Consider the following 18,744-nt stretch of genomic DNA (forward strand, 5'->3'; position numbering starts at 1 on the left):
TTCAATTCGTCTTTCACACCCAGACCTTGGCAACTTTGACCTGAAAGTAGGGTTTAGCTTGACGCGGATTCCGAGAAATCTACTAGGTCGGGATTTTTTTAACCTTATGCAGGTAGGATTCCGTGAGAGACGCTTAACATTCTATATGAATCGTACACCCTAGGAAGTGTCCGTCTTTAATATCTCGGATGATCTCGGCGGATTGGCGTGTTCCGAGGCTATGACTAAGACGATAAAATTTGAGACCGAATTGACTGGCAGTCGCACTCTGAACATACCCCCGGAGATTGCCGCAGCCTTGCCGTCGAAGGGTACGGCGACCGTAGTGGTCTTTGTGGAGATGGATCCCGAGGACACCGCATGGCGCAAGGCGGCCTATGAGCAGTTTCTGAGCAATGATTCAGAGCAAGACGCGGTCTATGACAAGTACCGTTAATCTCGGCATTCTACAGACTTTTTGCTCTATCCAAATCGTTGCTGGTACAGCAATGACAACTCCAATCAAACTCCTTGATGTTGTGGCGCTTACGGTAGACCTCCCTGAATACAAACTCTGGCGCGGCCAGGTGGGTACAGTGGTCGAAATTCTGGACGGCGGTAAGGCTTTCGAAGTCGAATTCAGCGATCGCGACGGACGCACGTACGAGTCCGTCGGCTTACGGCCCGACCAAATCATGGTGTTGCACTATGAGCCCCTGACCGCCCCGCCATCCTCAGCCCAGGAGCCAGCATAGATCAGTGACGAGGACTGACTGACCCTGTCTTCGGTGTGATTTCCAGGTCTTATCTGCTCGCTTCGGGGTTACTGTTGTTTCTTCGCGGAAGATAAATTTTTGGCGGCGTCACCCACGACATTGCTTTTCGTCGAGACAGGGAGCGGATAAAGGCCGAATTCTGCCGTGAGCGCTTCGGTTAACAGCTCTGACCTGAATAGTTGGACGAACTGTTTTTTCGCCCGGCTGAGGAAAACCCTGGGGTTTTGTTTCAGATCCGAAAAACGATCTCTCCTGCTGCGATTGCCTTCGCCATGCTTTGTGTCGACATAAACGGCGCCAGGAAAGGGCAGAGGGAGCAGTGACTTTCTCGCTCGCGAAGGACTTAGCGAAGGGAGGTCCGAATCATCAATGTCCTCTTTCTCAGGCAGATTCAAAAGATCGCGCCTGATGATGTGGCTCGTCCCGCACCAGTGGTGGAATCCGTGTTTTTTGAGATAGATGCGCCGCGCGCCGTCGCGATAGAAATAGCCGCTATCGAAAAACCATCCGTGAGCCTGAGGATTTCCCACGACGAATTCAGCGAGCCGGTTGCTGACACAATCGTCGGCATCGACTTGCATGACATGCGACGGTTCAAATTGGCGGGCAAGGAGGAATCCTCTGGCGCGCTTGCGGTATTTGTCCTGATTCAGAGACGGATGGTGATTGGAATCAGGGACGGGAAAATCGACGCCCTCGTAAGTGACTGACGGATGGCTGAACTCGATCAATGGCATTTCGTGACAAACCACGATGACTCTAAACGCCGGCGATGTTTGATTGCAGACCGATTTGAGACACCTCTCAAAGAGCAGGCTCACATAGTCCCACGACCTGGAAACGCGGCGGCTTTTCAGCGGTATGACGAAGACCAGCATCTTCGAGTTGGAGGGAATTGGCGTCCCCGACGGGATTCGAACCCGTGTTGCCGGCGTGAAAGGCCGGTGTCCTGGGCCAGGCTAGACGACGGGGACATGGTGGTGAGCCGTGCCGGATTCGAACCGGCGACCCTCTGCTTAAAAGGCAGATGCTCTACCGCCTGAGCTAACGGCTCGCGATTAATTGGAAACATCCATTCATAACGGGAATACCCCGGCAAGTCAACGAAATCGGCGCAAAAGGACTCTTGGCTAGTGCGTCATTTGGGAGAGATCCTTCACTTCGTTCAGGATGACATCTGAGTCTTTTTCTTTCTGTCATGCTGATTAATATGAAAGCGAAGCGAAGCATCTCTCTTTTCTGCTCAGGGCTGGCTCTGCCAAGATCTCGGTTGTTGGATTAGGTCCCCCGCGGGCTGTAATGACCGACCATGGTCAGTTCGCTTTCAGCCTTCGTTCGTCTGTTGCATGCCCATCATTAAGAATGGTAATGGAGAATCATGAGCAAGATGGATGAATTAAACCGCCAGCTCGAAGAAAATAATCTGCTCGGTTACTGGAACATCGTGCGTGGCCGGGGCGACGACTACGAGCCGAAATCTTCCTTCGAGCCCTGCGTGTGGAAATGGCAGGACGTTGCGCGCGGATTGGACAAGGCCGGTGAGACTCTGGACCTGGAAGATTCTTTCCGGCGCTTCATCGGCTTCTCCACGCCGGCGCTTAAAGGCAACACGACGCATACGCTCTTGCTCGGCGCGCAGCTCGTCAAGCCCGGAGAGATCGCCAAAGCGCATCACCACACGATGGGCGCGATCCGCTTCGTCATCCGCGGCGGCGGCGCCGAAACCACGATCAACGGCGAGCCGTTTCCGATGTATCCCGGCGACCTCGTCACGACGCCGAGCTGGACTTGGCACGATCACTATAACGGCTCCGAGGAGCCGATTATCTGGCTCGACGGCGCCGACGGCCCGTTCTTGAGATATCTCCAGCAGGGCTTCGGCGGGAGGTTCGAGAAGGATCAACAGCCTCACTCCCGCGCCGCGGATTCCTCTTCTTATGAATTGTCTCCCGTGCGTCCGAGCTGGATTCGCAGCGACTCTTTACAGCCGCCGCCCTATCGCTATCGCTGGGAGGATACCGAAAAGGCATTGAGCGCCCTCGGCGAAAAGCCGGGCGATCCCTGTGACGGAATTCTTCTGCGCTACGTGAATCCGGTGAATGGCGGCCCGACGTTGCCGACTCTTTCCTGCGAGATGCAGATGCTGCGCCCCGGCGAGGAGACCAAAGAGCACCGGCACACGAGCAGCGCGATCTATCACGTGTTCAGAGGCAAAGGCTTCACGATGATCGACGGAGAGCGGCGTGAGTGGGAGACCGGAGATTCCTTCACGGTGCCGCTCTGGCGCTGGCATTTCCACGGCAACAGCGGGCGCGAGCCGGCGCTCTTGTTCGGCATGAACGACAGGCCGATCCTCGACGCCTTCGGCTTCCATCGCGAAGAGGCGAGGTGATCGGTGGCGCAAGATAAAATAGACGCACTGGTTGCGCGCCTCGCCAAGCTCGATACCTGCGCGGCGTCGGATGCGCTCGACCGGCTCGGGCTTCGCGGCGCCACGATCGGCATTCGCCCGGTGTGGCCGTGCGCGCGCATCGTCGGGCGCGCGGTGACGTGCAAGATCAAGCCCGCCGGTCTGGAAAAATCGAAACAGCACCTCGGCACGCCGGCGATCGACGCGGCCAGGCCCGGAGACGTGATCGTCATCGACAACGGCGGGCGCATGGAAGTCTCGGCGTGGGGCGGACTGCTCTCGCTCGCCTCGAAGCTCAAGGGACTGAGCGGCGTCGTGATCGACGGCGCCTGTCGCGACGTCGATGAAAGCCGCGACGTGGGATTTCCCGTTTACGCGCGCGCGGTGGTCCCCGTGACGGCGCGCGGCCGCATCATGCAGGACAGCGTGAACGAAGAGATTCAGTTCGGCGGCGCGCAGGTTCATCCGGGAGATCTGGTGATCGCCGACGGCAGTGGCGTCGTCATCATCCCGTCCTCGCGGGCGCCGGAGGCGGTCGGCGAGGCTGAGAAGATAGCCGCGCACGAGGCCAAAATGGCGGAAGGAATCCGTAGCGGACGCTCCGTCGTCGAAGTAATGGAAAGCCTCGGATACGAAGCCATGCTCAGAAAAGAAAAGTGAGCCTACCTTGCATCGATAAGTTCAACACAAAAATATTTAATACCTTAACTAACCCACCGATTTCTCGACGCTTTTTTCGTTTTCTCCTTGCCACCTCTCCCCGCTTTCTGTATATCCTGGAATAGCTGCTCTTAGAACGTAGCGGCGAAGTATAACTCTATGAAGCTGAGCCTTCTCGGAATAATTTTATCATTAGTCTGGCTTCTCGCGCTGCCGCAATACGCGCGCGCCGATTGGAAGCAGGACTGGGAAAAGACCGTCGCCGCGGCGGAAAAGGAAGGCGAGGTCGTGCTTTACGGCCAAGGGAGGGTCGGGGTCAGCGACGCGATTAGAGAGTTTCAGAAAGGTTATCCGAAAATCCGTCTGAATTTCGTCTCGGGGCAGGGGAGCGAGCTGGCGAAAAAAATCATGGCGGAAAAGCGCGCCGACAAGCACCTCGTCGACGTCGCGGTCGGCGGCGGCGGGACGATGGTGCTCGTGTACCACAAGGCCGGTCTGCTCGAAAAGATGAGCTCGGCGTTCATTCTTCCCGAGGTGAACAACGCGGCTCTCTGGTGGTCGAAGAAGCATCATTATGCCGACCCGGATCAGAGCCGCGTCTTCATGGCCCAGGGCGACTTGGACGACCGGATCGGCGCATACAACAAGAACCTTCTGAAGCCGGCGGAGATCCACTCTTGGTGGGACGTGCTCGATCCCAAATGGAAGGGGCGGATCGTGATGTCGGACCCCAAGTGGGCGGGCAATATCGGCTCCTGGAGGTATCTCTACTACGCGCCGGAATTGGGTCCGAAGTTTATCAAGCGATTTCTCGAAGAGGCTGCGCCCGTGTTCTCGACCGACGAGCGGCAGATGATCGATTGGCTCGCGGGAGGAAAGTACGCGATGTACTTGTTGGCCAAAGACGAGAACATCGAGCAGGCGGTCAAGCAGGGACTCCCCATCGATACGCTCCGGGCGCAAAAAGACGGCGGCAGCATCACCACCGGTTCCGGACACATCAGCTTCTTTCAGAAACCGCCCCATCCGAATGCGGCGCGGGTCTACATCAACTGGTTTCTCTCCCGTGACGGACAGCTCGCGTGGCAAAAGTACACGCTCGGAAACTCGCTACGCACGGACATTCCGAAAGACATGCTGCCCGGAGGCCGGACCCAGGTCCCCAAGGAGGGCCGCTCGTATATGATGACGAGCTTGCCGCAATACGAGGACGTGAAGCCGCTGAGAAGTCTGGTGGACGAAGTTTTGTCGAAGCGGCCCGTGAAATAAGCATGAAGCGAAGAGGCGATAAAATTTCTTTTTTATTCAGCACGACGGGGACGCTCGTTGCGACGCTGGGCCTGCTTTTGTTTTCGATTCATAGCGTGCCGGCCGCCGAGACGGCCGGCTGGGAAGCGGAATGGAAAAAAACATTGTCTGCCGCGGAAAAAGAGGGGCAGGTCGCGGTTTATGGACCTCCGGGAAACGAGTACCAAGACGCGATCACGTCGTTTCAAGAGCGCTACCCCAAGATTAAGCTCAACTATGTGCCCGGTTCCGGAAACGCCAATTCGCAGCGCCTCTTGACCGAGCGCCGCGCTGAGAAATACCTGGCCGACCTCTTCATCAGCGGGTCGGGCACATTGGTTCTGGTGATTCACAAAGCGGGCATCCTGGAGCCGATCGCTCCGCTTCTCATACGGCCCGAGAGCAAAGACGTCTCCGGCTGGTATGGCAAGAAGCATCACTACGCGGACGCCGAGAATCAGTACATCGTGATGATGCAGGGCAACGTGCAGACCGACCTCGGCGCTTACAACGCGACCCTGGTGAGTCCGGCGGAGATTAAATCGTTCTGGGATATTCTCAATCCCAAGTGGAAAGGGAAGATGGCTGCTTTCGATCCGCGCGATCGCGGCCACATCCAGCGCATGCGCGCCCTGTACTACAATCCGGCGCTGGGCGGTGAGTTCCTGCAGCGGCTCTTCGGGGAGATGGACCTGACGTTGGGCAGGGATCAGAGGCAGTTGCTCGATTGGGTGGCTGGAGGAAAGTTTCGCATATATCTCTTCGCCACGAGCAGCGATGTCGACGACGCCAAAAAAAAAGGGCTTCCGGTGGGCCTGCTCTACGGCCTGCCTGAGGAGGGCTACATCTCCGGCGGGTTCGGCCATCTCGCGGTGGTCAGCAAGGCGCCGCATCCCAACGCGACGAAGGTTTTCGTCAACTGGATACTGTCGAGAGAAGGTCAGCTCCAGTGGCAGAAAAGGTCGGATAACAATTCCCTCAGAATGGACATCCCGAAAGATATGCTCACAGACCAGCTCTCAATTCCTAAAGAGGGAGTCAAATATCTCAACCCGAGCCTTCCCCAATACTCAGATGTGACGCCGGTCTTGAAGATCGTCGAAGCGACCCTGGGAAAGGCGGGCAAGTAGCGGATCGCGAGAAGGAGGAGACCCGATGTTGACCAGAGAAGAAAACGAGATGATCACCCGCGTGGGGCGGGGGACGCCCGCCGGCGAGCTGTTGCGCCGCTACTGGCTTCCCATCTCCGTGGCCCAGGAGGTTACGGAGGAGAAGCCGACAAAATTCGTCCGCGTTCTCGGCGAGGACCTCGTGTTGTTCCGCGATAAGAGCGGAAGAGTCGGCCTGCTGGAGGACCGCTGCTCGCACCGCGGCGCTTCGCTTTCTTACGGACGCGTCGAAGAAAGAGGGATCTCCTGTGTCTACCACGGCTGGCTCTATGACATCGAAGGCAACTGCCTGGAAGCCCCACCCGAGCCGCCCGGGAGCAAATTCTGCCTCTCGGTCAAGCATCGGGCTTATCCCGTGCAAAAACTAACCGGCCTATACTGGGCTTATCTCGGGCCGCAGCCCGCTCCGGTCATTCCCAAGATCGACGTCTGGGCGCGGAGCGACGGCCGCAAAAAAGTAGTCGTCCAGCCGCAGCTCGACTGCAACTGGTTTCAGGCGATGGAAAACTCCGTCGATCCGGCCCACCTGCAGATCCTGCACCAGGATACGGCATTGGACGCCGGCCGCGGGCGCAAGCCGCCGAGCACGACGCGCGGGTTCACCGACGACATCGAGAGCTTCGAGTTTCACGAAATTCCGCTCGGCATCATGAAGAAGCGAACGTACAAAAACGGCATCGTCGACGAGCACCCGGTGATCTTCCCGAATATCCTGCGCCAGGGAAACGGCGCGCAGATCCGGGTGCCGATCGACGACACGCACACGATGATCTTCATCGTGCGGTTCTTCCCCAACCCCGACGGCAAAGTCACCGAGGACGATGAGGTGCAAGTCGATTACGTGAAGCCGTACAAAAATCCTCCGGACGGTCTGCATCCGTTCGCCCGGTTCACGCTCAACGAAGTCCAGGCGCAGGATCACATGGCGTGGGAGACGCAGGGGCCGATCGCCGATCGCACGCGCGAGCGTCTTGCCACTTCCGACCGCGGCATCGTCATGCTGCGCGAGATGCTGAAGCGCGAGATCGGCAAAGTCCAGCAGGGCCAGGATCCCAAGTGCGTCACGCGCGATCCGGACCACGAGATCATCGACACCAAAGTGATGGAGTCGATCCGCGAGATGACCTACTGGAGAGAAGGCAAAGACACGGGCGTCAGCCGGCGGGCGGGTTAGGAAAGCGAAGAACAGCGGACCGCGATGACCAACCTCGACGAAGCGCGTGAGCTTGTCGCGCGCTCGTGTCGCATTCTCGGCAAGCTCAACATGACCAAGGAGCCGAGCGGGCACGTCAGCGCGCGTATTGCCGGTAGCAACACGATTTTAATCAAGGCGAGAGGCAGGGGAGAGTCGGGGCTCAGATTTGTGACCGAGCGCGATCTGATCACTGTAGATATCGACGGCAAAAAGCTGGAAGGCCGCGACGATCTCGCCGTGCCGCAAGAGGTTTTCATCCACACCTGGATCTACCGTGCGCGGCCCGACGTTGGGTGCGTCATTCACGTGCATCCGGCGACCGTCGTACTCTTTACGATCTGCGATCTACCGATCTTGCCGTTGTTCGGCGCTTACGATCCAAGCGGGCTCCGTCTCGCGATGGAGGGCGTGCCGACCTATCCCCGGAGCGTTCTCATCGCCAACGACAAACTGGGAAAAGAATTGGCCGCGTCTTTGGGCAAGCAGCGCGCCTGTCTCATGCGCGGGCATGGGATCACCGCGGTCGGGCCGAGCGTTCAGGAGGCGACCTTGACGGCGATCCGGCTAAACGAATTGGCCGAGATCAATTACCGCGGCCGATTGCTGGGGAATCCACGGCCGATTTCAAAGGAAGACATGGAGACTTTCTCGGCTTTGCCGGCCGAAGGACGCAAGTCGAGCGTGCACACGGAGTCCGCCTGGCGCTACTATTGCAATCTCCTCGATGAAGAAATAATCTCACCTCCCGGAAGAAGCGCCGCGACGGACAGAGATGGCAAATTCGGTTCTTGAGTTTCTGGAAGTCACCAAGCGGTTTGGGGATTTTACCGCCGTCGATCGCATGAGCTTCACGCTCTTAGCGGGCGAGTTCTTCACCCTGTTGGGACCTTCGGGCTGCGGAAAGACCACCACGCTCAGGCTAGCGGCCGGCCTCGAAGAACCGGACGCCGGAGAGATTCTTTTGAACGGGGTTCCCATCGCCGCGCCGCAGCGCGGGACCTTCGTGCCGCCGGACAAGCGCCGGATGGGAATGGTTTTTCAGTCGTACGCGATCTGGCCGCACATGACCGTGTTCGAGAACGTCGCCTTTCCTCTCAGGGTGCGCCGGGAAACGGCCGCCGAGATTAAAAAGCGCGTCCTCCAGGCGTTGGAAACTGTGGGACTTGCGGGAATGGAGGAGCGCGGCGCGACCGAAGCTTCGGGAGGCCAGCAACAGCGCGTCGCTTTGGCGCGCGCGCTGGTTTACACCCCGGCGATTCTTCTGCTCGATGAGCCGCTCTCCAATCTGGACGCCAAGCTGCGCGAGCAAATGCGCTTCGAGCTGCGCGCGCTGCAACGCAAGCTCAAGCTCACCATTCTTTATGTGACGCACGATCAAACGGAGGCCATGACCTTGTCGGATCGCATCGCGGTGGTCAATCGAGGGCGCTTGGAACAAATCGGCCCGCCCGTCGAAGTCTATGAAAAACCCGCGACCGCTTTTGCCGGCGAGTTCCTGGGGCGTACGGTCATGTTCGAAGGCACGATCAGAAATAACCATGCCGGCCGGTGCGTCGAGCTGGTCGAGGGGAGCGGCCGGCTCTTTCTGGATCAGAACCAGGCGGGCCGCTTTGCCGGAGGCGAAGCCGTAAGGATTCTCACCCGCCCGGAGGACATCGAGATCCTCCCCCAGGGCGAACTGTCTCAGAACGTTATCCCCGCCAGGATCGAAGAGGTCGCCTACCTGGGCGACCATTTCGAGTATCACGTCAATGCGGGAGGGCATTCTTTGGTGCTTTCGGCCACAAAAAGAGAGCGGCATACGGCAGGGGCCGAGGTCCGTCTGCGCTTCGATCCCGCAAGGCTCAACATTCACCCGCGCTGAAATCTATGGCTTCCTCCGCTACCACCCTTACCCTTCCTCGCGTCCGACTCCGTTTGAGACCGTTCCGCCTGGCGGAAATCTTGATGCTCGCCTTTTTTGGCGCGGCCATGGGTTTGCCGCTGCTTTTTCTTCTCACGGGAAGCTTCAATCTGTCGCCCCCCAGCCGCGAGGTGGTCTACGGGCTGGGAAACTGGGTCCGGGCCTTCTCCGATCCGGCCACGTTGAGCGCTCTCTGGATGAGCTTTCTCCTTTCCGTGGTTCGGCTGCTTCCGGCCATGGTTCTTGCCATCTTGTTCGCCTGGCTCATCGCGCGAACCGACATGCCCGGAGGCAAAACGATCGAGTCTTTCTGCTGGATCGCTTATTTCGTGCCCGATTTTCCCCTGGTTCTGGCGTGGGTCCTACTGCTCGATCCTAACTTCGGCTTTCTCAACACGGCGGCGAAGAGCCTGCCTTTCGTCGAAGGGCCGCTGTTCAATCCCTACAGCTTCTGGGGGATCGTATGGGTGCACACGGCGACCGGTGGCATCTGGTTCAAGGTCATGCTGCTCACGCCCATCTTCCGGCGTCTCGGCGCTTCGCTGGAAGAGGCGGCGCGGGTTTCCGGCGCCGGCACGGCAATGATGCTCCGGCGCATCACGTTGCCGGTGCTTTCGCCGATGATTCTGGCGGTCTCCGTCTTGAGCTTCATCCGCGGCCTCCAGTCTTTCAATACCGAGCTTCTCCTGGGGACTCCCGTGGGGATCTATGTCTATTCCACGAAGATATACGATTATATTCAGCGCGAGCCGGCGGCCTACGGCGAAGCGACCGCGCTCGGGTCGGTCTTCCTGCTGGTCCTGGCGATCCTCCTTTTTGCCTATTGGAAATTGCTCAGCGGCAAGAGAAAATTTACCGTCGTGACCGGCCAGGGTTACTCGACCGCGCGCGTGAAGCTCGGAAAATGGCGCTATGCCGCGCTCGGCGGCTGTGCGGCGTACATCGCCGTTATGATGCTGCTGCCGCTGCTCTTCCTCGTGATCGGCTCTTTTATGCGCCGCTACGGATTCTTCGGCATCAACGCGCCGTTCACCCTGGCGCACTGGCAGCGTCTTTTCGCCGACCCGATCTTTTTGGTCTCGCTGAAAAACAGCCTGATCATCGCGACGGTCACCGCGCTCGGCGGCATCTTGCTGTATTCGACGGTGGCTTATATGTTGGTCTCGCGGCGCATGATCGCCGCTGCGGCGCTGGAGAGCTTTTGCTGGCTGCCGCACGTTCTGCCGGGAATTCTTTTGGGTCTCGGCGTTTTGTGGCTCTTTCTCTCCACGCCGCTCCGCCACGTCCTGTACGGCACGGTCTGGGGCATCGCCTTCGCCTTGATACTCAGCGATAGTCCGGTGACGACCCAGGCCTTTAAGGCGGGCTTGTTGCAGCTCGGCGCCGACCTGGAGGAAGCCGCCAGAGTGAGCGGCGCGTCGTGGTGGTATACGTACAGGAGGATTTTGCTGCCACTGCTGGGTCCGATCGCCGCCGCCGTGGGACTCATGAATTTCGGCGGCGCGCTCACCAGCATCAGCACGCCCGTGCTGCTTTACAGTCATCAATCGCGGCCGCTCTCGATCCTTCTCCTGGAGTACAGCTTCACCGGAGAGCTGGAGCGCGGGGCGGCCTTGGGGCTCCTGATCACGATGATCATTTGCTCGATGATGTTCGTGGCGAGAAAATTCGGCCTGGAACTTTCCGGATCGCGCTGACGGCGCGGCGAACGATCGTCAAAGGAGACGCGAGGATGAAAAGTCTAGTCGTGATTTTGCTGCTGTCGGCTTGGCTCGCTCCCGCCGGGGCGCAACAAAAAGCCACGGAACAGGAGTGGAAAAAGATTCTGGACGCGGCCAAAAAAGAAGGCAAGGTCGTCGTCATGGGCTCGCCGGACCCCGTCATGCGGAACGAAATCATCCCCAAATTCACGTCGCGCTACGGCATTCAGGTCGAGTTCGTCGCCGGGCGTTCGAGCCAAACCGTCCCGCGGGTAAGAAACGAGCGCGCATCGGGCATCTACTCCATGGACGTCTTTCTTTCCGGCCCCGACACGACCGCCAACACGCTTTACGGGGAGAAGCTGATCGACCCGCTCAAGCCGCTGCTGGTATTGCCCGAGGTCGTGGACGGCGCCAAGTGGAAGCGAGGGAAAATCTGGTTCGTCGATCCGGAGGAAATGTATATCGTTCGTGCGTTCAGCAACACGGCGAGCCTGCTCTTCATCAACACCGATCACGTCAAGCAGCAAGAGCTCAAGTCGGTCAAAGATCTCCTCAACCCCAAATGGAAAGGGAAGATTTCATCCGAAGATCCCACCTCCACGGGGGCGGGGGCCAACCTGGCGGCCCAGTTTTACAATCAGCTCGGCGAAGATTTCGTGAGAAAACTCTACATTGAAAATAAGGTGGTGCCGACGCGCGACCGGCGGCAGATGACCGATTGGCTGGCGCGCGGCACCCATCCGATCTGCCTCAGCTGCCGCGAAGACGATACCCGGCCGCTGGTCAAGGACGGCTTCAAGATTCTCGAGATTTTCGAGCTCGCCGACTTTCCCGGGATCATCAACGGCTCGCCGTGGATGCTGACGGTCGCCAACAAGGCGCCGAACCCCAAAGCCGCTCAGGTCTTCGTCAACTGGCTGCTCTCCAAGGAAGGCCTGGAGATCTACGGCCGCGGCTATGGCTCCGCGACCTTGCGCACCGATATCGACGAATCGTATCTGCAGCCCGCCAGCATTCCCAAACCGGGCGGCAAGTATTTCGACGATACCGAATGGAGCTGGATCATCACGGGAAGACACGAGAACCGGGAAAAGATTTGGAAAATCTTGAAGGAAAGCAAAAAGTGACGGACGCGGTCGAGCCGCGAGGTCCGCTATTGCCTAGAATCGCCACCTTATATATATAGGCAGCGGCCGGCGGAGAGCCGCCGTGGCGCCGGGAGGAGATAAGAAATCATGGCGGGGAAAAGGAAGATTCGGGTTTATTACCGTGCGCCGAGCCACGTGCCGCTGTGGAAAGTGATGGAGGAGGGAGGGTTTTTCGAAAAGCACGGCGTCGAGATCGAGCTCGGCTCCAGAGAAGGAAAGCGGGAGCAGGCGCTGAAAGAATTGCGGGCCGGCGAGCTGGACATTATCTCCGGCAACCACCACAATCTCTACGCGCCGCGGGCGTTGAACAGAGAGCCGTTCGTCCACATCGCCCAGACCAACAACTTGTGGAAAGAAAACTGGCTGGTGGCGCGTCCCGGCATTCGCGGCCTTCGGGACCTGAAGGGCAAGCGCATCGCGATGGACGACTTCCATAGCCATACGGGGCTCAACGTCTGGCGCTTCCTCCAGATCAACGGTTTGGAAGAGGGCCGAGACGTGACGCTGGTGAACGGCGAGCGCAAAGGATTGGACCGGGTTCGAAAAGTGATGTCGGGAGAGTACGACGCGACTTTCGTGCGCGCCATCGAGCAGCTTCGCGCGTGCGCGATCGGCGCCAACGTCATCGAGCTTCCAATCTCTATGCCGATGATCGAAGGCGTCACGGTCACGACGACGACGACCTACGTCAATGACCATCAGGAAGAGGTGCGCGGTCTTCTGCACGCGCTGATCGACGCGATCCACTTTTTCAAAACCCGGCGTAAGGACACGATCAGGATTTTGAAGGAGAAATGCGCCGACGTCGTGAAGCTGGAGTCGGACGAGGAGATGGGATTGTTCTACGACAACACGGAAAAATCTCTCGAGCCGAAGCCCTATCCCACGCTCGGGGCGATCGAGAACGTCTTTGCCCTGGCCGTGCGCGAGAAGCCGGAGATCCGTGATTTCAACCCTCTGGCCTTGTGGGACCTGCACTACGTGCGGCAGATCGACGACAGCGGCTATATCGACAAGTTGTACGCCGCGAATTAGTGACCCTCACCCCTTCCCTCTCCCGCACGCGGGAGAGGGTGAGAGAGGGCGTCGCGCGCAAAGCCGCAAAGGACGCAAAGGGAAGAGGTTGATCCATAGGCGCCGGATCACATGAAGATTAAACATTTGCCGGCAATCGCATTTTTTCTAGTTTCGTTGGCCTTCGCCGCCGACGGATGGGCGCAGTCGGACTGGAGCAAGGAATGGGAGAAAACCGTCCAGGCTGCCAAGAAGGAAGGACAGATCGCGATCTACATCTATCGTTACGAGCGCGTGCTGGAGGCCTTTAAGAAAGACTACCCGGACATCAAAGTGCTTACGGTGACCGGTACGGGCAACCAGCTCGGCACCAGGATCGTGACGGAGCGCCGCGCCGAAAAATACATCGCCGATATCTTCAGCACGGGACCGAACTCGGCCTACAACATCCTTTATAAGGGGAAGATGCTCGATCCGCTGAAGCCGATGTTCGTACTTCCCGAGGTTTTGGACGAATCCAAATGGTACGGCGGCAGGCATAACTTCCTCGACCAGGAGGGCAAGCACATCTTCGGCTATCTAGCCAACCCCAGTTCGGCGCAGCTCTATTACAACAGCAAACTTTTGAACGAGAAAGAGATCAAGTCGCACTGGGACCTCTTGAACCCAAAATGGAAGGGCAAGATCGTTTCGCTCGATCCGCGTCTCACCGGCCTCGGACAGACGATGCAGTTTCTCTACTATCATCCCGAGCTCGGCCCGGATTTCATCAAGAAGTTTTTCGGCGGCATGGACGTAACCTACGCCAGGGAGTTTCGCCAGATGACCGACTGGCTGGGCCAGAATAAATTCGCCATCTGCGTCGGCTGCAAGGACGCGGAGCGGGCGAAGCATCAGGGCTTGCCGGTGGATAGCTTCGACAACAGCCTGTGGAAAGAGGGCGGGGCCTTTTCCAGCGGCGGCGGCAGCCTGAGCCTGCTCAAGAACGCGCCCCATCCGAACGCTGCCAAGGTTTTCATCAACTGGATACTGTCCCGCAAAGGCCAGATCGCGCTGCAAAAACTGGCCGATCCCGACGATCCGCCGAACTCGCGCCGGAACGATATTCCGAAAGACGATGTCCCGATGGCGAACCGGCTGGTGGAGGGCAGAAAATATCTCGACGTGGGGCGCCCCGAATGGCAGGATCTGGAGCCGATCTTTCAACTGGCGCGCGAGATCATGAAAGCATACGAGAGCAAGTAAGGAGTCGGTCATGTTGAGCAGAGAAGAGAACGCATACTTGACCCAAGTTGGACCCGGAACTCCGGCGGGGGAGATGCTGCGCCGCTACTGGCATCCGGTCGCGGTTGCCGGCGAGCTGACCGAAGAGAAACCGATCAAAGCCGTGCGCATCCTGGGCGAGAATCTGGTCGTGTTCCGCGACACCGAGGGCCGCTACGGACTTGTCGCCGAGCGCTGCCCGCACCGCAGCGCTTCGCTCGCCTACGGCAGAGTGGACGCGGAGGGCATTCGCTGCCCTTATCATGGATGGAAGTACGACCGCGCCGGACACTGCTTACAGCAACCCGCGGAATCTCCCGAGAGCACTTTCAAGGACCGCATCCGGACGCGGGCTTATCCCGTAGAAAAGCTGGCGGGTTTATTGTTCGCATACATGGGACCGGAGCCGGTGCCGCTGCTGCCCCGCTGGGACGTTCTGGCGCGGGAGGACGGCAGGCGCTGGACCGTCATCGATTCATTGATCGATTGCAACTGGCTCCAACCGATGGAAAACTCGGTCGATCCGGCACATCTCTTCTGGCTCCACGGCGACTCGGCACATCTCGTCGGCCACTCGCCCGACTACGGCGAGACGCACGACTTCATCCGCTTCGAATACGGCATCATGAAGCGCCGGACGACTCCGGGAAAAAAGCCCGGCGACCCGCCGATGGTGGACGAGCACCCGCTGGTTTTCCCGAGCACCTTGAGACACGTCGCGAGGTTCAAGAAAGACGTAGGCTTCCGCCACAACCTGCAGATCCGCGTGCCGGTGGACGATACGCATACGCAGGTTTACCGCGTGAACTTCGTGCCGAGCGCGACCGAGCGCTCGCCGGCCGACCAGGATCCGCCTTTCGAGCACTGTGCGCTCAAGGGGCCCGACGGCCGCTTCAACATGACCATGGTCTCCGCGCAGGACGCGATGGCGTGGGAGACTCAAGGAGGCGTGACCGACCGCACGCAGGAGAACCTCGGCGCCTCCGACATCGGGGTCATCACGCTCAGGAAGCTGCTCAAGGAGCAGATCGACATCGTCCGCGCCGGCGGCGAGCCGATGGGCGTCGTTCGCGATCCGAAAAAAAATAAAATCATCGAGTTCGACGTCATCAACGAGCGAATCGGACTCTTTCGGTCCACGGACAAGAAAGTGGCGTAACAACAATCAAAAGAAGAATCCAGAAGTCAGAATTCAGAATCCAGAATGAAGGCGAAGAAGCTCCGCGCTCTTAAATCCTGGCTCCTGGATTCTGGCTCCTGACTTCTATTTGCGAGGAAGGAGAATCGGATGGCTGAAAAAGAGAAAGTCGAAAAACTGGACCCCAGCAAGTTGCCGCGGGTCGATACCTATCACGATTGGCAGGCGGCGCAAAAAATTCCCATCATCAACGGCTTCTTCGTCGAGGACATCAAGACCGTCGAAGTCGCACCATGGGACTTGAAGGGCGGCCTGGGGGCGTTCGTCGTGCTCGACGGCACCGGCGGCGTGAACGACGCCTACATCTGCGAGATCCCGCCGGGCGGAAAGCTCAAGCCGCAGAAGCATCTCTACGAAGAGATGGTCTACGTCGCCAAGGGCCACGGCGCGACCACGGTCTGGCAAAAAGACGGCAAGAAGCATACTTTCGAATGGGGGCCCGGGAGTCTCTTCGCGATTCCCCTCAACGCGCGGTACCAGCACTTCAACGGCAGCGGCAGCGAGCCCGCGCGCTACTTCGCCGTGACCAATAGCTGCTTCATGATGAATCTGTTTCACAATCTCGATTTCATCTTCGACGACGATTTCGCCTTCACCGACCGCTTCGATCCGTCGGTGGACGATTACTTCAGCGGCAAGGGACAGATTCACGGCCGCTTCTTCATGACCACGAACTTCGTCGCCGACACGCACATGGTCACGCTCAAGGACTACAGCGAGCGCGGCGCTGGCGGGACGAATATGAAGTTCGACCTCGCGGGCCAAACCATGGGCTGCCACATTTCCGAATTTCCCGTCGGGACCTATAAGAAAGGCCATCGCCACGGACCGGGCGCGCACGTGATCGTTCTCAGCGGCCAGGGATATTCGTTGCTCTGGCCCGAAGGGCAGGACATCCAGCGCGTCGATTGGCGCCAGGGCAGCGTCGTCGTGCCGCCGAACCAGTGGTTCCACCAGCACTTCAACTCCGGCGCGCGTCCGGCGCGTTATCTCGCTCTGCGCTGGGGGAGCTGGCGGTACCGATTCATGAGGTTGACCGACAGCGAGGGTTCGACTTATACCAGCGTCAAGCAGGGCGGCGGCCAGATCGAATACGAGGACGAGAATCCGCGGATTCACCCGGAATTCGAGGAAGGCGTCAGGAGGGCCGGAGCGGTCTGCCGGATGGGCGAGCATCATCCGAAGTGCAGCCAGAAAGTTTCAGCCAAGGCGGGCTAGGGCGACCCGACGAGCAGCAACCGAAGCGCGGCGAAGTAACGGACAATGGCAGAGAAGCCAGGGGGGTATCTATGGCCGACGTAGCAGTCCCCGTCGTCAACGTCAGATTCAGCGCCATCCGGCGGTCGCTCAACGGCGGCGTGCTCCTCATGGCGCTGTTGATCGGTGTCATGGGGTTTTACGTTCTCTATCCGCTCATTCTGATTCTCATCAACAGCTTCAATATCGCGACCATCGCCGAGCCGCCGGTCTATGGCCTCCAGGCGTGGCGCGACGCCTTCAGCGAGCCCGGCATATGGCGCTCGCTGTGGAACAGCGTCAAGGTCGGCATCGCGCTTCAAGCCGTGGCGCTGCCGCTCGGCATATTTATCTCGTGGTTGCTCTCGCGGACCAACATCTACTTTTCCTCCGGCTTCGAAGTCTTCTTCTGGGTCTCTTTCATCATGCCCAACATCGCCACGACTTTCGGCTGGATGTTGCTGCTCGACCCGAACACGGGACTCATCAACACGTGGCTTAGAGATCTTCCTCTGATCGGCGGCCTGAACTTCAATATATACTCGTTCTGGGGAATCATCTGGGCGCACGTGGTGTCGAACGGGATCTCCACCAAAGTGATGCTGATGACGCCGGCGTTCCGCCGCATGGACGCTTCGCTCGAAGAGGCGAGCCGCATGTCCGGCGCCAGCACCTGGACGACGATGCTCCGCATCACCGTCCCGATGATGACGCCGATCATCGTCGTGGTTTTTCTCTTGAGCGTCATCCGCATCTTCAGCAGCTTCGAAACCGAGCTGCTTTTGGGCGTGCCGTGGGGGTTTTACGTCTATTCGACGAAGATCGTCGATCTCGCGCGGCAGGAGCCCCCGCTGGTGAACCAGGCGGCGGCGCTCGGCAGCATCATCCTGGTTTTTCTCGCGGTCTTCATTCCTCTGCAGCGAAAGCTGATCAACCGCCGTCAGTTCACCACCGTGACGGGCCATTTCAAGCCGCGCATCATCGACCTCGGAGCCTGGCGCTGGCCGGCGACCGCGTTCGTGGCGCTCGTCGTGTTTCTTCTCGACTTCGTGCCGGTGTTGAGCGTCTTGGGCGGCAGCTTCATGACCCGCTTCGGATTTTTCAACCTGCCGAAGACCTGGACGGTCCAGTATTGGACCATGGCGCTCTCCGACTCGCGCATCACGATGGCGCTGCAAAACACCCTGATCGTGGCGGTGAGCGCCGCGGTGGTGGGCGCGTTGGTCTTTTCTCTGATCGCTTACGTGATCGTGCGCACGAAGCTTCCCGGCCGCGCGATTCTGGATTCGATCTGCTGGCTTCCTTCGGCGATTCCCGGAGTGCTCGCGGGCCTGGGGCTTCTATGGCTCTTTTTAGGAACGCCCGTCTTCCGTCCCTTTTACGGGACCATGTATTTGCTCGTCATCGCCTACGTGCTCGGCGGGATCACGCTTGCGACGCAGATTTTGAAGGCCAACTTCATCCAGCTCGGCAGCGAATTGGAAGAGGCCTCGCGCATGTCCGGCGCCGGCTTCTGGCGCACTTACTTCGGCATCGTGATTCCTTTGATGGCGCAGTCGATCGTGATGGTCGCCGTCATCAAGTTCATGTTCGCCTCCCAGCACGCGTCGAGCGTGATCCTGCTGGCGACATCGGAGACGCGGACGTTGATTCTCCTCGCGCTCGATCAGGTCTTCGCCGGCCATCGCGAAGTCGCCAGCATCACGGTCGTGTTCATCATGGCGCTGACCCTGGGCGTGGCGTTGGTCGCGCGCTCCTTCGGACTGAAAGTCGGACTGCGCACGGAATAACCGGCACTCGGCG

Annotated in this window: 17 protein-coding genes and 2 tRNA genes; 16 read left to right on the top strand and 3 right to left on the bottom strand. The window is 59.1% G+C overall.

From position 1 onward, the window contains the following. The first annotated feature begins 220 nt into the window (after positions 1 to 220). Both VGL70_07095 and VGL70_07100 read left to right on the top strand, forming a co-directional pair. Positions 221 to 436: a hypothetical protein gene (locus VGL70_07095; GenBank protein ID HEY3303286.1), complete on the top strand. Its 216-nt coding sequence runs from the start codon at positions 221 to 223 to the stop codon at positions 434 to 436. A gap of 52 nt (positions 437 to 488) precedes the next feature. Further along, complete coding sequence (locus VGL70_07100; protein HEY3303287.1) at positions 489 to 734, top strand: DUF4926 domain-containing protein; 246 nt, start codon at positions 489 to 491, stop codon at positions 732 to 734. Between the two features lie 68 nt (positions 735 to 802). Here VGL70_07100 and VGL70_07105 read toward each other — a convergent pair whose 3' ends face one another. From VGL70_07105 to VGL70_07115, 3 genes are all read right to left on the bottom strand, one after another. Continuing rightward, positions 803 to 1,633 carry a glycosyltransferase family A protein gene (locus tag VGL70_07105; protein HEY3303288.1) on the bottom strand — a complete coding sequence of 277 codons (831 nt, stop codon included), beginning with the start codon at positions 1,631 to 1,633 and terminating at the stop codon, positions 803 to 805. Positions 1,634 to 1,651: 18 nt separating this feature from the next. Then, positions 1,652 to 1,729, bottom strand: a tRNA-Glu gene (locus VGL70_07110). A 4-nt stretch (positions 1,730 to 1,733) separates the two neighbouring features. Continuing rightward, positions 1,734 to 1,809 (bottom strand) — tRNA-Lys (locus VGL70_07115). A 324-nt stretch (positions 1,810 to 2,133) separates the two neighbouring features. Between VGL70_07115 and VGL70_07120 the strand changes: the two genes are divergently transcribed. From VGL70_07120 to VGL70_07185, 14 genes are all read left to right on the top strand, one after another. Beyond that, a complete protein-coding gene (locus VGL70_07120) occupies positions 2,134 to 3,147 on the top strand; it encodes a cupin domain-containing protein (GenBank protein ID HEY3303289.1) in 1,014 nt (337 codons plus the stop codon). Between the two features lie 3 nt (positions 3,148 to 3,150). Then, positions 3,151 to 3,825 carry an RraA family protein gene (locus tag VGL70_07125; protein ID HEY3303290.1) on the top strand — a complete coding sequence of 225 codons (675 nt, stop codon included), beginning with the start codon at positions 3,151 to 3,153 and terminating at the stop codon, positions 3,823 to 3,825. 159 nt (positions 3,826 to 3,984) lie between these two features. Next, the gene (locus tag VGL70_07130; GenBank protein HEY3303291.1) at positions 3,985 to 5,094 is read left to right on the top strand and encodes an extracellular solute-binding protein; all 1,110 of its coding nucleotides are present in this window, start codon (positions 3,985 to 3,987) and stop codon (positions 5,092 to 5,094) included. A gap of 2 nt (positions 5,095 to 5,096) precedes the next feature. Continuing rightward, positions 5,097 to 6,242, top strand: a complete 1,146-nt coding sequence (locus VGL70_07135; protein HEY3303292.1) for an extracellular solute-binding protein — start codon at positions 5,097 to 5,099, stop codon at positions 6,240 to 6,242. 25 nt (positions 6,243 to 6,267) lie between these two features. Continuing rightward, complete coding sequence (locus VGL70_07140; GenBank protein ID HEY3303293.1) at positions 6,268 to 7,455, top strand: Rieske 2Fe-2S domain-containing protein; 1,188 nt, start codon at positions 6,268 to 6,270, stop codon at positions 7,453 to 7,455. Between the two features lie 24 nt (positions 7,456 to 7,479). Next, positions 7,480 to 8,268 (top strand): class II aldolase/adducin family protein, encoded by a 789-nt coding sequence (locus VGL70_07145; protein HEY3303294.1) that lies wholly within the window; start codon positions 7,480 to 7,482, stop codon positions 8,266 to 8,268. Next, entirely contained in the window at positions 8,249 to 9,340 is a 1,092-nt protein-coding gene (locus VGL70_07150) for an ABC transporter ATP-binding protein (protein ID HEY3303295.1), read from the top strand. The genes VGL70_07145 and VGL70_07150 overlap by 20 nt, the downstream gene beginning before the upstream one ends. An 83-nt stretch (positions 9,341 to 9,423) precedes the next feature. Next, complete coding sequence (locus tag VGL70_07155; GenBank protein ID HEY3303296.1) at positions 9,424 to 11,076, top strand: iron ABC transporter permease; 1,653 nt, start codon at positions 9,424 to 9,426, stop codon at positions 11,074 to 11,076. A gap of 35 nt (positions 11,077 to 11,111) precedes the next feature. Then, the gene (locus VGL70_07160; protein ID HEY3303297.1) at positions 11,112 to 12,209 is read left to right on the top strand and encodes an extracellular solute-binding protein; all 1,098 of its coding nucleotides are present in this window, start codon (positions 11,112 to 11,114) and stop codon (positions 12,207 to 12,209) included. A gap of 108 nt (positions 12,210 to 12,317) precedes the next feature. Further along, a complete protein-coding gene (locus VGL70_07165; GenBank protein HEY3303298.1) occupies positions 12,318 to 13,265 on the top strand; it encodes an ABC transporter substrate-binding protein in 948 nt (315 codons plus the stop codon). 111 nt (positions 13,266 to 13,376) lie between these two features. After that, positions 13,377 to 14,489, top strand: coding sequence for an extracellular solute-binding protein (locus tag VGL70_07170; GenBank protein HEY3303299.1), 1,113 nt, complete (start codon positions 13,377 to 13,379; stop codon positions 14,487 to 14,489). Between the two features lie 10 nt (positions 14,490 to 14,499). Next, positions 14,500 to 15,666 (top strand): Rieske 2Fe-2S domain-containing protein, encoded by a 1,167-nt coding sequence (locus tag VGL70_07175; protein ID HEY3303300.1) that lies wholly within the window; start codon positions 14,500 to 14,502, stop codon positions 15,664 to 15,666. 129 nt (positions 15,667 to 15,795) lie between these two features. Further along, complete coding sequence (locus tag VGL70_07180) at positions 15,796 to 16,923, top strand: cupin domain-containing protein (GenBank protein ID HEY3303301.1); 1,128 nt, start codon at positions 15,796 to 15,798, stop codon at positions 16,921 to 16,923. A gap of 71 nt (positions 16,924 to 16,994) precedes the next feature. Beyond that, positions 16,995 to 18,731: an iron ABC transporter permease gene (locus VGL70_07185; protein ID HEY3303302.1), complete on the top strand. Its 1,737-nt coding sequence runs from the start codon at positions 16,995 to 16,997 to the stop codon at positions 18,729 to 18,731. The last annotated feature ends 13 nt before the right edge of the window (positions 18,732 to 18,744 follow it).

The sequence above is a fragment of the Candidatus Binatia bacterium genome, from assembly GCA_036504975.1.
GTDB lineage: Bacteria > Desulfobacterota > Binatia > UBA9968 > UBA9968 > JAJPJQ01.

Bases quoted from the DNA above. Each gene is read 5' to 3' on its own strand.
- VGL70_07155 (HEY3303296.1), top strand. From the start codon at position 9,424: ATGCTCGCCTTTTTTGGCGCGGCCATGGGTTTGCCGCTGCTTTTTCTT.
- VGL70_07175 (HEY3303300.1), top strand. From the start codon at position 14,500: ATGTTGAGCAGAGAAGAGAACGCATACTTGACCCAAGTTGGACCCGGA.
- VGL70_07165 (HEY3303298.1), top strand. From the start codon at position 12,318: ATGGCGGGGAAAAGGAAGATTCGGGTTTATTACCGTGCGCCGAGCCAC.
- VGL70_07140 (HEY3303293.1), top strand. From the start codon at position 6,268: ATGTTGACCAGAGAAGAAAACGAGATGATCACCCGCGTGGGGCGGGGG.
- VGL70_07095 (HEY3303286.1), top strand. From the start codon at position 221: ATGACTAAGACGATAAAATTTGAGACCGAATTGACTGGCAGTCGCACT.
- VGL70_07145 (HEY3303294.1), top strand. From the start codon at position 7,480: ATGACCAACCTCGACGAAGCGCGTGAGCTTGTCGCGCGCTCGTGTCGC.
- VGL70_07130 (HEY3303291.1), top strand. From the start codon at position 3,985: ATGAAGCTGAGCCTTCTCGGAATAATTTTATCATTAGTCTGGCTTCTC.
- VGL70_07120 (HEY3303289.1), top strand. From the start codon at position 2,134: ATGAGCAAGATGGATGAATTAAACCGCCAGCTCGAAGAAAATAATCTG.
- VGL70_07170 (HEY3303299.1), top strand. From the start codon at position 13,377: ATGAAGATTAAACATTTGCCGGCAATCGCATTTTTTCTAGTTTCGTTG.
- VGL70_07135 (HEY3303292.1), top strand. From the start codon at position 5,097: ATGAAGCGAAGAGGCGATAAAATTTCTTTTTTATTCAGCACGACGGGG.
- VGL70_07100 (HEY3303287.1), top strand. From the start codon at position 489: ATGACAACTCCAATCAAACTCCTTGATGTTGTGGCGCTTACGGTAGAC.
- VGL70_07105 (HEY3303288.1), bottom strand. From the start codon at position 1,633: ATGCTGGTCTTCGTCATACCGCTGAAAAGCCGCCGCGTTTCCAGGTCG.
- VGL70_07185 (HEY3303302.1), top strand. From the start codon at position 16,995: ATGGCCGACGTAGCAGTCCCCGTCGTCAACGTCAGATTCAGCGCCATC.
- VGL70_07160 (HEY3303297.1), top strand. From the start codon at position 11,112: ATGAAAAGTCTAGTCGTGATTTTGCTGCTGTCGGCTTGGCTCGCTCCC.
- VGL70_07150 (HEY3303295.1), top strand. From the start codon at position 8,249: ATGGCAAATTCGGTTCTTGAGTTTCTGGAAGTCACCAAGCGGTTTGGG.
- VGL70_07180 (HEY3303301.1), top strand. From the start codon at position 15,796: ATGGCTGAAAAAGAGAAAGTCGAAAAACTGGACCCCAGCAAGTTGCCG.